The 18,250-nt window shown below is 63.0% G+C and carries 15 protein-coding genes; 4 read left to right on the plus strand and 11 right to left on the minus strand.

Going from position 1 to position 18,250, the window contains the following annotated elements; genetic code table 11:
- The first annotated feature begins 97 nt into the window (after positions 1–97).
- From J3D46_RS20620 to J3D46_RS20630, 3 genes are all read left to right on the plus strand, one after another.
- Complete coding sequence (locus tag J3D46_RS20620; protein WP_231339554.1) at positions 98–712, plus strand: 5-formyltetrahydrofolate cyclo-ligase; 615 nt, start codon at positions 98–100, stop codon at positions 710–712.
- A gap of 171 nt (positions 713–883) precedes the next feature.
- A complete protein-coding gene (locus J3D46_RS20625; protein WP_231339553.1) occupies positions 884–1,144 on the plus strand; it encodes an FmdB family zinc ribbon protein in 261 nt (86 codons plus the stop codon).
- 70 nt (positions 1,145–1,214) lie between these two features.
- Positions 1,215–2,024: a Flp pilus assembly protein CpaB gene (locus J3D46_RS20630; RefSeq protein ID WP_231339552.1), complete on the plus strand. Its 810-nt coding sequence runs from the start codon at positions 1,215–1,217 to the stop codon at positions 2,022–2,024.
- Positions 2,025–2,050: 26 nt separating this feature from the next.
- On the opposite strand, the gene J3D46_RS20635 is transcribed toward J3D46_RS20630, so the two are convergent.
- The 10 genes from J3D46_RS20635 to J3D46_RS20680 all read right to left on the minus strand — a co-directional run bounded on the left by J3D46_RS20635 (position 2,051) and on the right by J3D46_RS20680 (position 15,488).
- The gene (locus tag J3D46_RS20635) at positions 2,051–6,214 is read right to left on the minus strand and encodes a DUF4011 domain-containing protein (protein WP_231339563.1); all 4,164 of its coding nucleotides are present in this window, start codon (positions 6,212–6,214) and stop codon (positions 2,051–2,053) included.
- A gap of 164 nt (positions 6,215–6,378) precedes the next feature.
- Entirely contained in the window at positions 6,379–7,968 is a 1,590-nt protein-coding gene (gene guaA, locus J3D46_RS20640) for a glutamine-hydrolyzing GMP synthase (protein ID WP_062073057.1), read from the minus strand.
- Between the two features lie 107 nt (positions 7,969–8,075).
- A complete protein-coding gene (locus J3D46_RS20645) occupies positions 8,076–8,576 on the minus strand; it encodes a DUF3817 domain-containing protein (protein ID WP_231339551.1) in 501 nt (166 codons plus the stop codon).
- Entirely contained in the window at positions 8,573–9,445 is an 873-nt protein-coding gene (locus J3D46_RS20650) for an SURF1 family protein (RefSeq protein ID WP_231339550.1), read from the minus strand. Before J3D46_RS20650 ends, J3D46_RS20645 begins: the two co-directional genes overlap by 4 nt.
- Before the next feature lie 192 nt (positions 9,446–9,637).
- Positions 9,638–10,126: a PTS sugar transporter subunit IIA gene (locus J3D46_RS20655; RefSeq protein ID WP_231339549.1), complete on the minus strand. Its 489-nt coding sequence runs from the start codon at positions 10,124–10,126 to the stop codon at positions 9,638–9,640.
- 48 nt (positions 10,127–10,174) lie between these two features.
- Positions 10,175–11,929 carry a glycerol-3-phosphate dehydrogenase/oxidase gene (locus J3D46_RS20660; RefSeq protein ID WP_231339548.1) on the minus strand — a complete coding sequence of 585 codons (1,755 nt, stop codon included), beginning with the start codon at positions 11,927–11,929 and terminating at the stop codon, positions 10,175–10,177.
- A gap of 75 nt (positions 11,930–12,004) precedes the next feature.
- Entirely contained in the window at positions 12,005–12,646 is a 642-nt protein-coding gene (locus J3D46_RS20665; RefSeq protein WP_231339547.1) for a hypothetical protein, read from the minus strand.
- On the minus strand, positions 12,643–13,275 hold the full coding sequence (locus J3D46_RS20670) for a hypothetical protein (protein ID WP_231339546.1): 633 nt from the start codon (positions 13,273–13,275) through the stop codon (positions 12,643–12,645). Before J3D46_RS20670 ends, J3D46_RS20665 begins: the two co-directional genes overlap by 4 nt.
- 49 nt (positions 13,276–13,324) lie before the next feature.
- Positions 13,325–14,197 (minus strand): hypothetical protein, encoded by an 873-nt coding sequence (locus J3D46_RS20675; protein WP_231339545.1) that lies wholly within the window; start codon positions 14,195–14,197, stop codon positions 13,325–13,327.
- A gap of 154 nt (positions 14,198–14,351) precedes the next feature.
- Positions 14,352–15,488 (minus strand): GuaB3 family IMP dehydrogenase-related protein, encoded by a 1,137-nt coding sequence (locus J3D46_RS20680; RefSeq protein WP_159703872.1) that lies wholly within the window; start codon positions 15,486–15,488, stop codon positions 14,352–14,354.
- Between the two features lie 228 nt (positions 15,489–15,716).
- On the opposite strand from J3D46_RS20680, the gene J3D46_RS20685 reads away from it, so the two are divergent.
- The gene (locus J3D46_RS20685; RefSeq protein ID WP_253468653.1) at positions 15,717–16,367 is read left to right on the plus strand and encodes a hypothetical protein; all 651 of its coding nucleotides are present in this window, start codon (positions 15,717–15,719) and stop codon (positions 16,365–16,367) included.
- 3 nt (positions 16,368–16,370) lie between these two features.
- Here J3D46_RS20685 and J3D46_RS20690 read toward each other — a convergent pair whose 3' ends face one another.
- A complete protein-coding gene (locus J3D46_RS20690; RefSeq protein WP_253468655.1) occupies positions 16,371–18,248 on the minus strand; it encodes an ABC transporter ATP-binding protein in 1,878 nt (625 codons plus the stop codon).
- Positions 18,249–18,250: the final 2 nt, after the last annotated feature.

Raw genomic sequence — 18,250 nt, forward strand, 5'->3', positions numbered from 1 at the left:
GGCTAAACCCTCGCCGTGCCGGGAACACATTTCGGTGTGCCGCATGGCGGCCTTGGTTGCTGGACCGGCATCAGGCTCACCTCACGATCGGATACGCATGGCATCGAAAGAAGACATCCGCAGCAGCCGCCGCCTGCACAGGCAAGCCCTCTCTCCGGAACAGATCGCGGCGGCCGGCGAGGGGATCGCACATCATGGATCGGCGTGGGCGGCAGCTGCCTCCCCTGCCACCGTCTCCACGTTTGCCGTCTACTTGGGGGTTGCCTTCGAGCCGCCCACCATGCCGCTTATCGAGGCGCTGCACGGGGCCGGCCACCGCGTTCTGCTTCCCGTCTGCGAGCCCGGACGGCAGTTGAGCTGGGTGTATTGGACGCCCTCGACGGCGTTTGTCCGCTCCGCCTACGCCCCCATCGACGAGCCCGAAGGCGAACGACTGGAAAGCCAGGTTGTCGCCGGAAGTGCGGGTATCTTCATGCCTGCCACTGCGGTGGACATGGATGGCAACCGGATCGGCCAGGGGGGCGGCTACTACGATCGACTCCTCCATGGCCTCGACGCTTCCGGCCGGCGGCCGCCCACCATTGCTGTGGTGTACGACGACGACCTGTTGCCAACAGGTTCGATCCCCGCCGAAGCTTTTGACCGCCCCGTGCGGGAGATCCTGACGCCATCCGGCGTCGTCCGTCTCGAAGGCACGGCGGGTATGGCCTGACTGCCGCACCTCCTTGTTGACTCCGGCACTTGGAGAGATCCAACACATCCGCTGGCGCATGCCAAGGAGACGGATGATAGAATTGGCACTCAGGCCCTGCGACTGCTAATGCGGAGAGTTATTCCGCCGCCGCTGCACAGGACCTGAACTTTGTCCTGAAGGAGGAATTCAGTGCCCACTTACGCATACGCCTGCAAAGACTGTGACCATGCCTTTGACATCGTCCAGTCCTTCTCTGACAGCTCCCTGACGGAGTGCCCCGAGTGCAAGGGCGCCCTTCGCAAGAAGTTCAACAGCGTCGGCGTAGTCTTCAAGGGTTCAGGCTTCTATCGGACAGATTCCCGCGACGCCAAGGGCAGCACCGTTTCGGCCGCAGCACCGGCCCCTGCCGCTCCGTCGCCGGCCCCCGCTGCAGCGGCCGCAGCCAGCTAGGTCTCCACCTTTTCCACATAGCGCACCAGAGGGCTGTTTCGCGGCGCTGGCAGCTGGCTAACGTGGCGGCATGCCACATCAGTCACGCAGTGCCTTCCTTGCCCGCGCCGAGCGTTCGGCATCAACCGACGCCACTTGGCCCCCGGTCCCGCGTGCAGGAACGAGGCGATCCAGTGTCTTAAGCGGCATTCCCGCAAGGTTCAATCCGCCACGCACCCGGGATCGCACTGACCACCGGGGCCACAAGCGAAAATTCGGCTCCTGGATCGGACGAAACCGCAGGCTCACAGTTGCCCTCCTGCTCTGCCTTGCCACCGGTATGGCAGTCCAACAACTGACGCCGGCATCAGAAGCACGCATCAGCGTCCTTGTCGCAGCCCACGATATTCCAACAGGCACCAGCCTTGCGGAGTCCGACTTCACCAGCCAGGGTGTGCCGCCTGACCTCGCCATCACCGGCGCCCTGACAGATGTTCAGGCCCTGGTTGGCCGCCAACTTGCCTCACCCCTGGGCAGGGGGCAGATCCCTACGGAGTCCAATCTTCTTGGTCCAGGCCTGCTCACCGGCGCACCGACAGGGGCGGCTGCGGTGCCGCTGCGAATGGCAGACCCGTCATCCATCCAGCTTCTCTCCCCCGGCCAGTTGGTGACGGTGGTCCTGACGGCGGCCGGCTCCTATGACGAATCCAGGCAAAGCCAGGTGTTGGCCGGCCCTGTCCCAGTGCTCTGGACTTCAGCTTTGGGCGGCAAGACCGGCGAATGGCTCGGTACCAGCGACACCGAGGGTTTGGTGGTGGTCGCCGCGGATCCCCAACAAGCAGAAAAGCTTGCCGGCGCTTCAACGCAAGGCAAGCTTTTCTTCGTTTTGGTAAGTCCGTGATGCGGGACCCCTCTACGGGCGGCCGATCAGCCCCAATGCGGAGGCCTTTGCTCTTTGAGCCACTGCTCGTGGTCATAGCCGGACTCATCGCCCCAGCGGCGGGGATCGTCTTCCGCAGCTTTAGTAGGAAGTATCCCGCCGGCGCCGGGCCTGGCCGCGGTCGTCGTGGAGTCCGAAGCTTCTTCGGCACCGTCGGCCCCCGTTGCGTCGGGTTCGGCCTTGGCCCCGTTTTCCGGACCGGATGCTTGTTCCATCAGTGGTGCTTCTTTCCCATTCTCTGCAAAGCCATGTGCTTCTCCGGCAGCGTCCTCGGGCCCCCCGGCTCCCTGCAGTGCCGCACTCGGCGCAAACGTTGGCTGCCCCTTTTCCACGTTCAATTGTTCAACATCCATGTCCAGGAAGCCATGCTCAGGCGACGTCGACCGTGGGATGTGATTCTCCAGCCCAAGGTAGGACCCAATGCGGTCCGCGCAGGACGAAGGATCAGTAAACACTTCAATGGTCCACAGGGACATGTAGCGCCATCCCATGCGTTCCAGCAACTGCGGACGCAGCCGGCTGCGTTCGCGGACGCTCATCCTCTTGTAGCGTTCTGTGCCATCGGATTCGATTGCGACGGGGGTAGGGATCTCTGCACCCTCACGGCCGATGGTGTGGACTGGATCCGCGGCGGCCGCGATGTCCAGCACGCCATCGTAGAGATGCCAGACACGGGCTCCCCGGGCACGCAGACGCTCGCCAAGGTCGGCCACCAGCGGGTCCTCGCCGAGCGCTTGCTCACTGGCAACAGCGCGGGACGCGGGCGTACCGAGGTTGCTGTTTCCCGAGAGTTCCCGGTCCAACAGTTCGTAGAAGTCCACCGCACCGTGAGCCAAGCGATCAAGGTCTAGGTCCTCGGGTCGGAAACAACTCAGGACGTGCATGGAACGCCGGGCACGGGTCATCGCCAAGGCGAACCGGTTCCTGCCACCTTCCGTGGACAGTGGGCCAAACGAGTGCAGCGCCCGGCCATGAGGTGTGCGGCCATAGCCAAGGGAGAAGATCACGTGGTCCCTCACCAGCCCCTGCGCACGCTCAAGGTCCACCACGCGGAAGGACTCGGCGCCAGCCCCGAAGAACGTGGCCAGCAAGGGATGGTTGGGCAGTTGCAACCTGATGGCCTCGCCGATTCGGGCGGCATGGCGCAGGCTGGCCGTCACTACGGCCAACGACGTGCGGGGCCGGAGCCTGGCATGTTCGAACACCAGGTCCACAACACGGTTGACCTCAGCGGTGACGGACTCGACACCTTCGTGGTCTGCCCCCGGAAGCCCGGTGCCGTCAGGAATGTACTCGACGAGGATGGAACGGTCCAGGCCCGTGACCGAGTTGCCATCAGGCAGGCGCCGCAGGCCACCGTCGTAGTAGTTCTTGCTCAACTGCAGGATCAGGTCTTCGTCCACGGCGCGGTAAACCCAATTCAGCTGCCATGTGGGCAGAACCCTGGCCAAAGCCTTGAACGCACTGTCGACGTTCTCGTGGCTGGCAACACCGGCAACCGGCGGTTCCACGGCCACGCTGAACGTGCGCGCGTTCGCGATCTTCGCATCGCCGAAGGCCACAACCTGCTGCGCCCGGGCAATGGCAGGAAGAACGGCCTGCAGCGACGTGGATTCGGCGTCAATAATCACAACCGCGTCAAACTTCTGCTCAGCTGGAAGAACACCAGTGAGAAGGTAGGGACTGACCGACCAAACAGGGACCAGCAGCGGCACAAGTTCCGGAGCTTGGGCGCTGAGCGCCGGCAGCGTCACCCGGCCGTCCTTCAGCAGTGCGCGAAGCAATTCCGCCTGTCTCGGGTGCTCGAGGAGGCCCTGGCGCCACTTCCCGGCCAACTGCCACCGAAGGCGTGCGGCTCCACTGGCAATGTGCGCCTGGTCGGCAAGACGGTATTCAGCTTCGAGCCGGCGCAACGAATCACCGTCGGACATGGCAAGGTAGTCGTCGCCACTGATCATGGCTTCCAAAGCGGACTGCCACCAGGCCAAGTCCAGTTCGGCGGCCACGGAGGCTGCCGGGACTTCCCTGGCAGCCAAGTCGGAAAGCAACTCGCCGAGACCATGCTCGCGCATTTCCTCGATCAGGAGGGTGCGCTCGGGAAGGGTTTCCAAGGTGGCTGTGTCGGCAACAAGCCGTTCCAGCCGCTCCATCAGTTCCAGATACGGCGTACCGTGCAGCGACCCTCCGGCGCTGGTGTGCTTGAGCGCTTCACCGAGGCGACGCAGTTCGCCGTCGAGTTCACGGTAGAGCGCACCAAGATCGGCAAGCCCGGAAGGGACAGCCGGGTGGCGCTGGGTAGTGGCGTAGCCAGCCCAGAGAGCGCGTTGCTCCTGCACCAGAACCAGGGAGCTGTGGAGATCGGCGATGTGGACACCGGGCCGCACGTATTCCTTGGCAACGCGGCGGAGGCGCGAGCGCTGCATGGAGGGCATCTCCAAGTTACGCTCACGGCGCCAAGCGGAGCTGGCGGTAGCGGAAATAAGGTCGTGCACCGGACGGTCGAAGATGTCCGGGGTGAATTTATCCAGGCTTTCGCGGACGGCAATCAGGAGTTCGAGCTGGGCACCCCACTCCGTGAACGTCTCTCCCAACCTGATCTCGGCGTGGTCCGAAAGCTGTTTCATCCGATCCCGCAGGACGGGCAGCTTTTCCTCTGCCAGGCGGGCGAGCTGCTGCGCTTCCTCGGTCTCCTTGCGGGTGACCAATCGGGCTCCATACCAAGGGCTTGTGGTGGAAGCCCGGCTGAAGCTGCCCAGCTCGGCAGCCCGACGCAAACGGCCAGCGAGTTCCTCACGGTCCTTGATGTTGTCCAGGACACTGCGCTTCAGACGGACCGTCGTGGATGGCGCAGGGTGGATGGACGTCAGCTCAGCGAGCGATTGCATTGCCTGGTACGGCGAGCAACCCCAGCGCTCACGGACGTTGTGCAGTGAGGCAACGTGGTCCATCAGGGCGTGGCGGTGTCCGGTCAGAGTCTGGTGAAGGTTGCCCAGTTGTGGTTCAAGTGCTTTTTCATTGCGCATGATGGCCCGGACCAACTGGCCCTTGAGCTGCTGCGGGGTGGTCCCGTTGCCGGGGCGGAAGAGCATCGAATCCAAGCCAAGGGATTCCAAGTGCGATGAAAGGCCGGCGAGGCTGGACTGCCTGTCCCCCACCACGAGCACCGACTTGCCTTCGCTGACCAGCGCACCGATTGCGTTGATGGCTGTTTGTGTCTGTCCGCTTCCCGGCGGCGTGCTGACGACCAGCGAATCTCCTGCACGAACGGCATCCACCACATACTGCTGATCAGTATCAGCGTCGAGCAAGAGGAGCTCATCCGCCGGATCGCGGAGGTCAAGGCTGGGGAAACGGCCTGCCTTGATTGGTTCGGCCTCAATGTCACCGCCGTTGGCGGCAATGGAGAGCGCCGCAACAGTGGCGTTGTTTGTATTGATCCAAGGATCATCCAGGTTGCCGGAAAGGTCCGCCAGCGTCGTGACCAGTAAGTTGAACTCCACGTCGGCACCGTGAATCGGCTGGACGAGAGTGGACAGGCGATCCAGCACCGGTTGAGGATCAAACCTCGCAGTGTTGTAGGCCATCCTCGCGACGGCGTTGACGTCAAAGACAATCCCGTGGACTGATTTGAGGTGACGCACCAAGGCCGGGTTCATGCGGGCCTGCTCGGTGAGCTGGAGTTCGAAGTCGTCTTCGCCCGGCCTCACCGTCAGAATGATGGACGTGAGCATCACGGGGGCCGATACTCGCTGTGGCTTGCCGCCTACAGCAGAGGTCCAGACCACAGTGCCGGCAGAGAGGTAGCCGGCCTCAATACCGCGATCGTTGCTTAGCTCGAAGATCTTGGACCTGATGTTTCGTGCTGCCCGCGCCGCCACCAAATATTGTTGGCGGTCCCGGATCAGGGTGGACAGGCGCGTCCTGCGGCCTGCCAGCAACTGCGCCAGTCCCGAAGGGTGGGCGTTGCTGAGATCAATGGCGCCTTCGGGCGTCTTGACGAAACGCAGCATCGTGTCTGCCCCGGTGACGGGCTTAAGACCAGACAGCCATTTACGGAGCTCTTCGGAGCCCTCTTCCTGGCCTTGACCTACTGACACAACTTCTGCCTTCTTTTCTGTACTAGCTTTAGACGCCTTGGACCATACCGGCATACCTTCGAGGGTAGCGGGAATACCCTGCCAGCCCGCTCCGCAACGCTGTTCCGACGCGAAATTCGCCGTCATTTCACAGGTGCCCGCCGGTTTCGAAGCGGTGAAGTGCTTACGGATACAAGCAAAGAGGCCGGCCTCCCAGAGGAAGCCGGCCGCTCACATTGCTATTCCCACTCGATGGTTCCCGGTGGCTTGCTGGTCACATCCAACACCACCCGGTTTACTCCATCCACCTCATTGGTGATGCGGTTGGAAATCCGGGCCAGGAGGTCATAGGGCAAACGCGACCAGTCCGCCGTCATGGCGTCTTCGGAAGACACCGGGCGCAGCACAATGGGGTGGCCGTAGGTACGGCCGTCGCCCTGGACACCAACGCTGCGAACGTCCGCCAGGAGGACCACGGGCATCTGCCATACGTCGTTGTCCAAGCCTGCGGCCGTCAGTTCCGCGCGGGCAATGGCGTCAGCCTTGCGCAGCAGGTCCAGGCGCTCCTTGGTTACTTCACCCACGATGCGGATTCCCAGGCCGGGACCCGGGAAGGGCTGGCGACCGACGATTTCCTGCGGCAGGCCGAGCTGTGCACCGACAGCACGTACTTCGTCCTTGAACAAGGCCCGCAGGGGCTCGACGAGTTCGAACTGCAGATCCTCAGGAAGCCCCCCCACGTTGTGGTGGCTCTTGATGTTTGCAGCACCCTCGCCGCCACCGGACTCAACGACGTCCGGGTACAGCGTTCCCTGGACCAGGAACTTGATCTTCTCGCCCTCGGCAGCGGCCTGGGCGATGATGGCCCGCTCCGCTTCCTCGAAGGCCCGGATAAATTCGCGGCCGATGATCTTGCGCTTGGTCTCCGGATCGCTGACGCCGGCAAGAGCCGACTGGAAGCGTTCCTGCTCGTTGGCTACGTAGAGGTTGACGCCCGTGGCTGCCACGAAGTCGCGTTCAACCTGCTCGGCTTCACCTTCACGCAGGAGGCCGTGATCCACGAAGACACAGGTCAGCTGGTCACCAACGGCGCGCTGGACCAAAGCGGCAGCTACTGCGGAGTCGACACCACCGGAGAGGCCACAAATGACCTTGGAGTCCCCGATCTGCTGGCGGATACGATCCACCTGCTCTTCGAGGATGTTGCCCGTGGTCCAGTTGGGGCTCAAGCCCGCACCCTTGAAGAGGAAGTTCTCCAGGACGTGCTGGCCGTGCACGGAGTGCTTGACCTCGGGGTGCCACTGCACGCCGTAGAGGCGCTTCTCCTCGTTGGCGAAAGCAGCAACCGGCGCACCGGCCGTCGAGGCGAGCACTTCGAAGCCTTCAGGGGCCTCGTGGACGGAATCGCCGTGGCTCATCCACGTGTTCTGGGAAGAGGGGACGCCGTCCAGGATGGAGCGGGCATCGCCTACAACAAGCGCTTCAGTGGCGCCGTACTCCCGGAGACCCGTCTGGGCCACCTTGCCGCCCAGTGCGTTGGCCATGGCCTGGAAGCCGTAGCAGATGCCAAACACGGGCACCCCGGCTTCGAAGAGGTCCGCGCCGACGCTCGGAGCTCCCTCTGCGTACACGCTGGAGGGCCCTCCGGAGAGAATGATGGCTGCCGGGTTCTTGGCCAGAAGCTGCTCGGTGGTGAAGGTATGCGGAACAATTTCCGAATACACATTCGCTTCGCGGACGCGGCGGGCAATCAGCTGCGCGTACTGGGCACCGTAGTCAACAACCAGCACCGGCTTCTGGGAAGTTTGGGGTGCGGTGGGAGTAGTCACCAGACAAGACTACTTTGCCGGGCCGCCCCGGTGCACGTTGGCGAGGGCGGCCGGGGGCCAAAAACGGCCCTGCCGTTAGGCATCTCACATCTGGATGCCGGTACAGCCTAGTAGCGTTTGGTTGCCTGCGGGTTGGCGGCGAGTTCGGCCTCGACCTGGGCGTGGAATTTCTTCTCCACAATGAAGGACAGCAACGGGACAACTCCGCCAAGTGCCAGCAGGACCATTTTGGAGAACGGCCAGCGCATGAGGGACCACAGTCGGAAGTTGGAGACGAGGTAGACCACGTACATCCAACCGTGCACGATCAGCACCGACGTGGAGATATTGAAGCCGCCGATCACACCCTTGGGCTCGGATTCCGCGAAACCGAAGCCAAAGGGCTGGCCTGTGACAGCGCTCGTACCGCCGGCGAAGAGCGAAACGCCAAAGCCGTACCGGGCGATCAGTTCCGCACACAGCAGGAGCAGCATGGCGCCCGTGAGGTATGCCATGACTTTGTAGAACTTCAACGCCGAACGGATCTGGGCTTCCGTTCCGCCGAACCGGCGCTTCTTGGGCTTGGATCCGGATTGTTCGGGCTGGATGGCCGGTTTTGGCTCAATCATTGCTGCACCTTTTGTTCTGGCTCTGGGCTTGTAGGTTCTGTCGTGGCCTCGGCATTGGACGGCTGGTCGGGGTCCACATCATCGAAGTCGTCATCTTCGTACTCGTCCTCTTCGAGGTCGCGACGGTAGTCGTCCTTCACAAGCCGCCACCAGATAAAGATCGAGAATCCCGCAAAGACAACCCATTCGACCGCATAGAAGAGGTTCAGCCAATTGACCTGCTCTGCAGGGGGTTGCGGCGGAATATTGAGGGCCTTGACGTCATCGCCGAGGGGAATCGTAATGCCGCCTGAGACTTCCGATGTCGCAGCGACAAACCCCGGGTAGCTGGATACTTCCCACTGATTGATGAGTTCGGCAGCGGACACCGCGGACGCACGGCCTGGACCGGCGTCGACGTTTGGAACGGGTGCTTCAGAAGGAATGAGGCGACCGGTCAAGGTGATGGTTCCCGACGGCGGCGGGCCGGCTTGGGCGGCATCGGCCACCCAGCCGCGCGCAACAGGGATCCACGTTTGGGGCGACGCGGCGACACCGTTCAGCGTCGGCGCGTTGTTGACGGCAAAGGCGGAGACGATCCAGAAACCTTTTTGGTTGTTGTACAGGCGGCCCTCAACGAGGACCTGCTTGCTGGGATCGTACGTTCCCGTGGCAGTCACCATCTGGTCCGAGACCGAACCGGGGAAGAATTGGCCGGGCTGGAGGACGTCCACCAGCGGTTTCACTTCCTCAATGCTGGACGGCGCGGGAGGCTCGTGCTGGGCGGACCGGCTGAGCTGCCACTGGCTGAGCAGCACAAACACCCCGGACAACAGAAGCGCAAAGACCAGTCCTGCGATCCAGCGGGGTTTCAACGCGGTTTTCAACACCCCTTAACCGTACTTCGTCCGGCTGTAGAACAACGAAACGAGGCAAAGCGGATAGCCAGCCCCTCTGCCCTGGAGTGGGGCAGCAGGGTCCCTACGTGGCGACGGAGTCGACACCAAAAGCCCTGCCCTAGAGTGGGGCAGCAGGGTCCCTACGTGGCGACGGAGTCGACACGAAAGGGCCTGCCCCAATCTCTAGTGGTCGAAGAACACCAGGCTGGAGTTGATGAGTTCGGAGATGACTTCAGGATCGTGGGCACGCCGGAGGGACTCGCGGAACGACTCCTTGGACAGGGACCGTGCCAGCGTGGCCAAAACCTCGAGGTGGTCGGAAAAGGAGCTGGCGGGCGTGGCGATCAGAAGAACCAGGGTGGCTGGGCCGTCCGTTGCTCCGAAGTCCAGGGCATGGCCGAACTTGGTCACACCGACGGCAATGGAAATCCTGTCCACGAATTCACTGCGTGCATGGGGCAGGCCAATGCCGCCAGGGAGTCCTGTTGCGAGCTGATGCTCCCGTGAGTGCACTTGCTCCAGGAAGCCCTCGAGGTTGGTGATCCTGCCGGCTGCGTGAAGCTTGTGGGCTAGTTGGGCCGCGGCGTCAATCTTGTCCTCTGCGACAAGTTCAAGGATGACGGTGTCCGGGGTGGTCAGTTCCGCGTCATACCGGTCAAGTGGTTCTGCCAAGTCGTGTTCCCTCCAGTGTGGCCGTCCGGCCGCATTACCTTGGGCTGTTCAGCGAAGGGGAACGATGTCATCCACTCCCATGCGCGCGGCGTCGGCCGATTCGTCGTCGGGCTGCTGCTGACTGAGCCGTTCAGCCTCCACGCGCGCGAGGTAGTGCTTGATTTCGCTTTCGCGCTGAGTCTCGCTCCAGCCAAGGATTTCTCCCATCAGCTTAGCCACTACGGGGAGGGCAGACACACCCCGGTCCCACGATTCGATCGAGATCCGGGTTCGACGCGTCAAAACGTCGTGAACATGCCGGGCTCCTTCATGGGTAGTTGCGTAGACAACTTCCGCCGCGAGGTAGTCATCGGCACCGGGCAAGGGTTCGCCCAACTCCGGACGGTTGGAGATCAGTTCCAGCACTTCGGACGTCATCGATCCGTAGCGGTTCAAGAGGTGCTCAACCCGGGCGACGTGCACCCCGGCCTCCTCCGCCGACCGGGCCCGTCGGTTCCAGGCGGCCTTGAAGCCTTCTGCGCCCAGCAACGGGATGGTTTCGGTGCAACTGGACGGGACGCGTTCATCCATGGCCCTGGTGGCCTCATCCACGGCATCCTTGGCCATGACCCGGTAGGTGGTGTACTTGCCGCCGGCAACCACCACGAGTCCGGGAACGGGATGGGCGACGACATGCTCGCGGGAGAGCTTGGCCGTGGAGTCATTCTCTCCGGCCAGCAGGGGCCGAAGACCGGCGTAGACCCCTTCGACGTCCTCGCGGGTCAGGGGGCGCTTGAGAACCTTGTTGACGTGCTCCAGGACGTAGTCAATGTCCTTGCTGGACGCCGCCGGATGGGCTTTGTCCAGCTTCCAGTCCGTGTCTGTGGTTCCGATGATCCAGTGCCGGCCCCACGGGATCACGAAGAGCACGGACTTCTCCGTGCGCAGGATGAGGCCCACCGTGGACTGGAAGCGGTCGCGTGGCACCACGAGGTGGATGCCCTTGGATGCGCGGACCTTCAGCTGGCCCCTATCAGTGACCATGGCCTGTGTTTCGTCGGTCCATACGCCGGTTGCGTTGACCACTTGCTTGGCCCGGACTTCGAAGACGCTGCCGTCTTCCTGGTTTTCGAGCTTCGCTCCAACCACGCGCTCACCTTCGCGCAGGAAGTCCACCACACGAAGCCGGTTGGCGGCGTGGGCGCCGTAATGGGCCGCCGTCCTGACGACATTCACCACAAGCCGGGCGTCATCCACCTGGGCATCGTAGTAGCGAATGGACCCCACGAAGGCGTCGTCCTTCAAGCTGGGAGCCGCGCGCAGTGTTCCACGCCTGAACAGGTGCTTATGCATGGGAACGCCGCGGCTGTGCCCTGATGTCAGGCCCAAGGTGTCGTAGAGCATGATGCCCGCGCCCACGTATGGCCGCTCCCAGAACCTGCGGGTCAGTGGGTAAAGGAAGGGAACAGGCCGCACCAGGTGGGGTGCGATCTGTTGGATCAGCAGTCCCCGTTCCTGGAGTGCTTCCTGGACCAACCCGAAATCCAGCATCTCCAGGTACCTGAGGCCTCCGTGGATAAGCTTGGAAGACCGCGACGACGTGCCGGACGCCCAGTCCCTGGCCTCCACGATGCCCACCGTGAGGCCACGGGTCACGGCGTCCAGGGCCGCTCCAGCACCCACCACTCCGCCGCCGACAATCAGGATGTCGAGCTCCTTGCCGGCTTCCGCAGTGGCTTTCAGGACTTCGATCGACGCGGCACGCGATTCCGGGCTAAGTGCTCCCGGGGCATTCACCTGCGGACCGCCTGCGACATTGCTCATCGGACCCCTCCTCAAACGCAACAGCTGGTAGTCCCCTACCCTACTTGTTGGCTGCCGCCTTGGGCAGGGCACAGGTCAGAGTGGCCCGAACTGCTTGTTTCCCTGTGGATCGCGCCAGGAGAGGGACAGTGCTTCGAGCTCACGACGAAGTTCCGGATCCGAAGCTATGCGACGCCGAAAATGCTCGCGGGCGTGCTCCGAAAAGTAGGCGGGCGCAGCAAACAGGCAACCCGTTGCCAGCAGCAGGAGGGCGTAGGCCGCAACGAATCCCAGCGCTTGACCGGCCCCCTCGTGAAGCAGTGGATTTACCACGGGGAAGAGGCCCACCCCCAAGATGGCCGAGAGGAATACCGCCAGCCCCACGCCGGAGGAGAACTTGCCAGGCGCGCGGGACGCCATCACTGGACGAACTTTGGGAACTCCCCGAAGCCTGGCACGAAGTCCGGCAGCGACGCAGAATAGGGCCACACCCACACCAGCGAAGGAAATCACCACGCCGGGGCTGCCCCCCAGCACCAGAACCAGGAGCGCGGCGCCCAGCAGGCTGACGGCTGTACCGAGGCACGCCACAGAGAGTCCCAGAAATTGGCCCCTGTTCCACGCCATGTCCCTCAAAACGGAGGGTACGGTGTCCGGGACCATGCGGCCGGAAGAGATCCAATAGTCCAAGGGGAACTGCTGTGGCCATTGTCCGGATGAGGGGAACTGCTGGCTCATGCGAAGGTCAAGGCCGCCGCGAATTCGCCGAAAGCCTCGCCTGCCGGGACTGGACGGTGGGGCGGGTTGTCTTCGTCCCCGGTGGCAAGAGTCCAGCTACCGTCGGCACCCGCTTTGAGATGGGCTGTGAGCGGGGACCCCTCAGCCCGGTGGTGCTTGATCATGGCCGCGGCGGGAAGCCCGTCCGGACCATCCACCAGGTAGTGGCGGGCAATCTCAATACCGAGGGGCAGCATTCCGGAGCGGGAATCAATCGGTTGAACCTCGTGTACGCCGTAACGGCTGAGGTTGAGGAGAACGGACCCTTGGTCCGAGCCGGCGGTGAACAGCACATGGTCGCTGTTGGGCGTAACCAAGGCCATTTCCAACCATTCATCTGCACTGGAAACAACTGCGGCCACTATGGCGCCTCTGTCAACGGGGACAATGTCCTCACCATCGACTTCTGCCAGGCCGCGCACCAGCAAAGTGGTGATCCCGGCCTGCTCCAGCACCTCTTTGTCCGCGACCCCGGAAAGCCGGAACAGGTCACGGGTCTTCTCGGCTCCGCTGGTTGGGCGCATGGCCAGCAACGCCAAAAGCTCGTGGTCCGTCAGCCGCAGGGTTTCCAGGTTTGCTGTTTCTGTCATGCCGTCCTCATGTTGGTTTGCTGGTTCCACGCTATCTTAGGAAATCCGGTCAACCGCCCAGCCAACCCCACACCTTCTTCGCCCCATCGGCCACAGCTTTGGCGCCATCCTCTACGGCACCGGCGACGGCTTTGGCGCCGTCGACCACCATTTCCGAGGTGGACCCGTAGCCGAGCCCTTTCGCAAGGAAGCCCATTCCGGCCCATGCGAGGCTGGCACCTGCAAAGAAGGGTCCCACGACAGGTACGAAGCTTCCGGCCGCCAGAACAGTGGTGATACCTCCGTCGGCCATGGCGTAGCCGTCGCCGCGCATGTAGCCATCAGCAAACTGCGCCACACCCCCGATGACGCTCAGGACACCCGCTGCACGGCCCACCATGGAGAGACCGTTCAGGAGTTGCGTGCCTTTGAGGTACCCAACGCCGGGCATCTGCCCGAATTGGGCGCCCAGAAGGCTCCACGGCTGGCGTACCAGGAGATTTGCCTTGGCCATCTTGTTGAGGAGGAGGTCGGCAATGAAGCCCCCACCGGAAGCGGCAAAGTTCAGCCCTTGGTAGCCCGTGTTGCCGTTGGCTTCCACCACCGGCGAAAACGGGGTGGTCCCTGGCCCGGACCCCGTCCCGGACCCCGAACCCTGCGACGTTCCGCCGGAACCTTGGCTGGCCTGTTCCTGCTCATCTGCCTGGACAAGCAGCGACTTCGCCTGGGTGCGGAGCGATTCGCTGGCCTTGTGCAGCATGGGCCGCATCTTCCCGGACCATTCCGAGCGGAACCGCTCGCCGTCGGCGCCCTTCCAGGCAGTGGACGCGACGATGCCGTTGATGTTGAGCTCCAGGCTGGACAGGGAGTTTCCCGAGGCCCCCATCACTTTGGACAGTGACCTTAGCTGGGCAACATCTGCCCCAAAAATGCCCGGTGCCATTTCTACCCCCACGTCTCTGCCAGCAAAAGTTCTTCGGCCGCCAGATTACTGGGATCGGTGGATGGCCGCGATGGGGAGAACTTCCCCGGGACACAGGAAGCCCCTATCCCTCCGACAAGTCGGAAGGATAGGGGCTTCCTCAGGGGCCGTGCTGTCAGTTGCCTGCGTACGGCGAGACGACGACGTCAACCCGCTGGAACTCCTTGAGGTCCGAGTAGCCGGTGGTTGCCATGGAACGGCGCAGAGCACCGATCAGGTTTGAGGTTCCGTCCGTGTGGTGGCCAGGTCCGAAGAGGACCTCTTCCAGCGGACCGACCGTGCCAACATTGACGCGGTCGCCACGGGGCGACTCGAGGTGGTGCGCTTCCGGACCCCAGTGCCAGCCGCGGCCAGGTGCCTCTTCCGCGCGTGCCAGCGCGCTGCCGAGCATCACGGCGTCAGCGCCCATGGCAATGGCCTTGACGATGTCGCCGGAGCTGCCCATGCCGCCATCGGCAATGACATGAACGTAACGGCCACCGGACTCATCCATGTAGTCGCGACGTGCCGCAGCGACGTCGGAGATGGCAGAAGCCATGGGCGAATGAATACCCAGGGCTCGTCGCGTCGTGGTGGTGGCACCGCCGCCGAAGCCCACCAGGACGCCGGCAGCACCGGTACGCATGAGGTGCAAGGCAGGCGTGTAGCCGGCCGCTCCGCCTACGATCACAGGGACGTCAAGTTCGTAGATGAACTGCTTGAGGTTCAGCGGTTCGTGGTTCTTGGAGACGTGCTCAGCAGAAACCGTTGTTCCGCGGATGACAAAGATGTCGACGCCGGCAGCCACCACTGTCTTGTAGTGTTCCTGCGTGCGCTGCGGGGTCAGAGAGCCTGCAACGGTGACGCCTGCGGCACGGATCTCTGCAAGGCGGGAGCTGATGAGTTCGGGCTGGACGGGCGCCTGATAGAGGTCCTGCATGCGGCGGGTAACGGCCGGGCTGCTGGTCTCATCGGCCAGGGCGGCGATCTCGTCAAGGACCTTCTGGGGGTCCTCGTAGCGGGTCCAGAGACCTTCAAGGTCCAGAACACCAAGGCCTCCGAGCCGGCCAAAGGCGATTGCAGTGTCCGGAGACATCACCGAGTCCATGGGTGCCGCGATCACGGGGGTGTCGAACTTGTAGGCGTCGATCTGCCAGGAGACAGAGACGTCCTTCGGGTCACGCGTCCGGCGGTTCGGGACGATCGCGATGTCATCCAGGGAGTAGGCACGACGCCCACGCTTGCCACGGCCAATCTCAATCTCATAAGTCACGGCTCTTACTTTACTGGACCCCTCCCAGAACCCCGATTCGGCAAATAAACACTTCACAAAGTGTGCCAATGGACTCCGGGATGGCTTACCTGATCACGCCACTTCCTAAACTGGACTCAGAACCGCTGAGGAGAAGGCAGTAATGACCACCCAGAACGAAGAAGGCCAGGCGTCGGCCATCACCAACCATGAGCTCATTGCTCCCCTAGCCCTGGAGGAAAACCCCTGGTGAGCTACCAGACCGGCCCCACTCCACTTTCCCGCTCTGCCCTCCCCCTGGACTACTGGCTTTCCACGGAGCTCTCCGCCATTACTCCGGCCGGTGCGCGCTCCCGTCTTCGCGAGATCGCTGATGCGAGGGGTTCCTACATGGGCGCTTGGGCCGCCGGCATTGGCATGGGGGCAGTCCTCATCCTCTTGGGTGTCATCCTCGCCATCCGGTTGGGCACGCTGGTGCCGGTTCCCTCCCTCAGCCTTCCCGGCGCGGCACTCGCCGTGCTCTCCTCCGTCTTCTACCTACGGGTACGGGACCGGTTGCCGCGAACCAGCCGGGCGATCGTCAATCGTGGGCCCGGGAGCCTACGGGGCGCGCTTTCATTCGCGGGGTTCATCCTGATCGCCTTCATAGGGCTGTTCGCCCTCATGGCCAAGCCATCGACGTGGCAGGATCCTGCCGCGCTGCTGACGCTGGCTACGGTTCTTGCCTTCATGGTGTGCCTCCTCGTGGTGGGGATCATCGTCCCGGCCACCATCGCGGGCCGTTCGAGGGAGTCCCTTCGCCGCAAGGCCACAACTGATCCCCATTTCCGGGCGATGCTGGAACAGGACCTCGCCACGTGGCGTGATCCCTACGGCAACGCAGGATACGGCCCGCTCTAATTCTCAGGGGGTGTTCTGGCTGGTTTCGTCCACAGAGAGTTGGGACTCGAACATCCGGAAGTAGCGGCCCCTCAACGCCACCAGCTCCTTGTGGGTCCCCTGCTCCGCAATCCGGCCATCTTCGAGCATGTACACGATGTCGGCCTTCTCGATGGTGGCCAAGCGGTGGCTGATGGCGATGATGGTACTGCTTCGGTCGGCGAAGAGCCTGGTGAAGATACGGTGCTCTGCCAAGGCATCTATGGCTGATGTGGGCTCGTCCATGACCATGAATGAGGCATCCCGGTAGAAGTTGCGCGCCATGGCCAGCCGCTGCCACTGCCCGCCGGACAGCCCACTGCCCTTGCGACCACGCGGGTCCTCCATCCAGTTGCTGACATGGTTTTCCAAGCCGTTGGGCAGTTTGTTGATGAACTCCATGGCTTCGGCGTCAGAGGCCGCCCGCCTGATGCGGTCATCGTTCCGGGGTTGGTCCACGTCGCCGAGGTAGATGTTTTCCGCGGCGGTGGCGAACTCGTACTTCAGGAACTCCTGGCTCAGCACAGCGAGGTGCCTGTGCCAGCTGGTGACGTCGATCCCGGCAAGATCCACGCCGTCGAGCAGTACGTGGCCGGAGTCAGGCCGGTACAGTCCCGCAAGGATACGGATCAGTGTGGACTTTCCCGCACCGTTTTCACCGACAATCGCAATGTGCTGGCCCGCCGTGATGGTCATCGAAATGCCCTTGATGACCTCGATGTCGCTTCCGGTATAGCTGAAGCGGATGTCGCGGAGCTCCACGGTGGTGGGCGAAATGGTCAGGGGTTTTTCGTTGCCGCTGGGAACAGGCAGGGCCATGAACAGCTCATAATCCTTGAGGTTGGCGAGGTCCTCGTCGATGGAACTCAAGGAAGAGACAAGACTGTTGGCCGTGGAAAGTGCCCGGCTCACGATCTGCTGTACGTAGAGGAACTGACCCACCGGCTGGGCCCTGGCGATGATCTGCCCGACCACCCAGATCAGGGAAACCACCTCGGCGCCATACTGCAGGGAGTCCGCAGCCAGCTGTTTGGGAATATACCGCTTTTGGAAATCCAAGCGTCGCTTCTCGTCTGCGTCCCGCAGCCGTGATCGCAGGTCCATCAGGTATCCAACAATGCCGTAGAGCCGCATCTCCGCGATGTGCTGCGGACGAAGCAGGTTCTGTTCGATCATCCGGCGTTGCCGGCGCGAATCCACTTGGGTGTTCCAGTGCGCGATCTGCTCACGCGACAGTTTGAACTGCAGATACACACTGGGCACGATGGCCACCAGAACGATGACGGCGATCCACCAACTGACCAGGACCAGCGCACCGATGGCGAGGATCACGGAGACCAGTTGGGTGAAGATTGCGGCAATCCTGTCCAGCACGCGGGCGTAGGAGTCCGAGAACCGCTTCGCGCGGTCGTAAAGGTCCACCGTTTCCTTGTCGTCGTAACGCCAAAACTCCAGCGCCAGGAAACGCTGGTACATCATGTCCCCAACGATCGCGCCCACCTTGAAGCTCATGAGCTGTTGGATGTAGCGGTCAACACTGCTGAAGGCACCCCAAAACAACCCCAGCGCAGCAGTGATGATGACGTACAGGATGGCTTGGGGACCGGCGTTGGGATCCCCCGCATAACCGGCCGCCAAGGCTGTGGTGGTCAGGGCGGCGAAGTAGGTGGTGACCAACGGAAGCGTGGCGGAGATCAGCGAGCCAAGCACCTTCATGATCACCGCGACGGGTGAGGCCTTGAAGCTCACCTTCAGGACCTGCCCGACGGCGCGTGCATAGGGACGCAGCGCCAGCTTGCGGGGCGGCGTGTTGTTCAGCCGGATGGACTCCGGGTGCCGCGGTTGTGCGGGCTTTTCAGACATGC

Origin of the sequence: Paenarthrobacter sp. A20 (assembly GCF_024168825.1) — a bacterium.
In the GTDB taxonomy this organism is placed as follows: Bacteria; Actinomycetota; Actinomycetes; order Actinomycetales; family Micrococcaceae; genus Arthrobacter.

Excerpts from the sequence above, each read along its gene's own strand:
- J3D46_RS20620 (WP_231339554.1), top strand. The coding sequence starts at position 98 with ATGGCATCGAAAGAAGACATCCGCAGCAGCCGCCGCCTGCACAGGCAA.
- J3D46_RS20630 (WP_231339552.1), top strand. The coding sequence starts at position 1,215 with ATGCCACATCAGTCACGCAGTGCCTTCCTTGCCCGCGCCGAGCGTTCG.
- J3D46_RS20635 (WP_231339563.1), bottom strand. The coding sequence starts at position 6,214 with ATGCCGGTATGGTCCAAGGCGTCTAAAGCTAGTACAGAAAAGAAGGCA.
- J3D46_RS20645 (WP_231339551.1), bottom strand. The coding sequence starts at position 8,576 with ATGATTGAGCCAAAACCGGCCATCCAGCCCGAACAATCCGGATCCAAG.
- J3D46_RS20660 (WP_231339548.1), bottom strand. The coding sequence starts at position 11,929 with ATGAGCAATGTCGCAGGCGGTCCGCAGGTGAATGCCCCGGGAGCACTT.
- J3D46_RS20665 (WP_231339547.1), bottom strand. The coding sequence starts at position 12,646 with ATGAGCCAGCAGTTCCCCTCATCCGGACAATGGCCACAGCAGTTCCCC.
- J3D46_RS20670 (WP_231339546.1), bottom strand. The coding sequence starts at position 13,275 with ATGACAGAAACAGCAAACCTGGAAACCCTGCGGCTGACGGACCACGAG.
- J3D46_RS20675 (WP_231339545.1), bottom strand. The coding sequence starts at position 14,197 with ATGGCACCGGGCATTTTTGGGGCAGATGTTGCCCAGCTAAGGTCACTG.
- J3D46_RS20690 (WP_253468655.1), bottom strand. The coding sequence starts at position 18,248 with ATGTCTGAAAAGCCCGCACAACCGCGGCACCCGGAGTCCATCCGGCTG.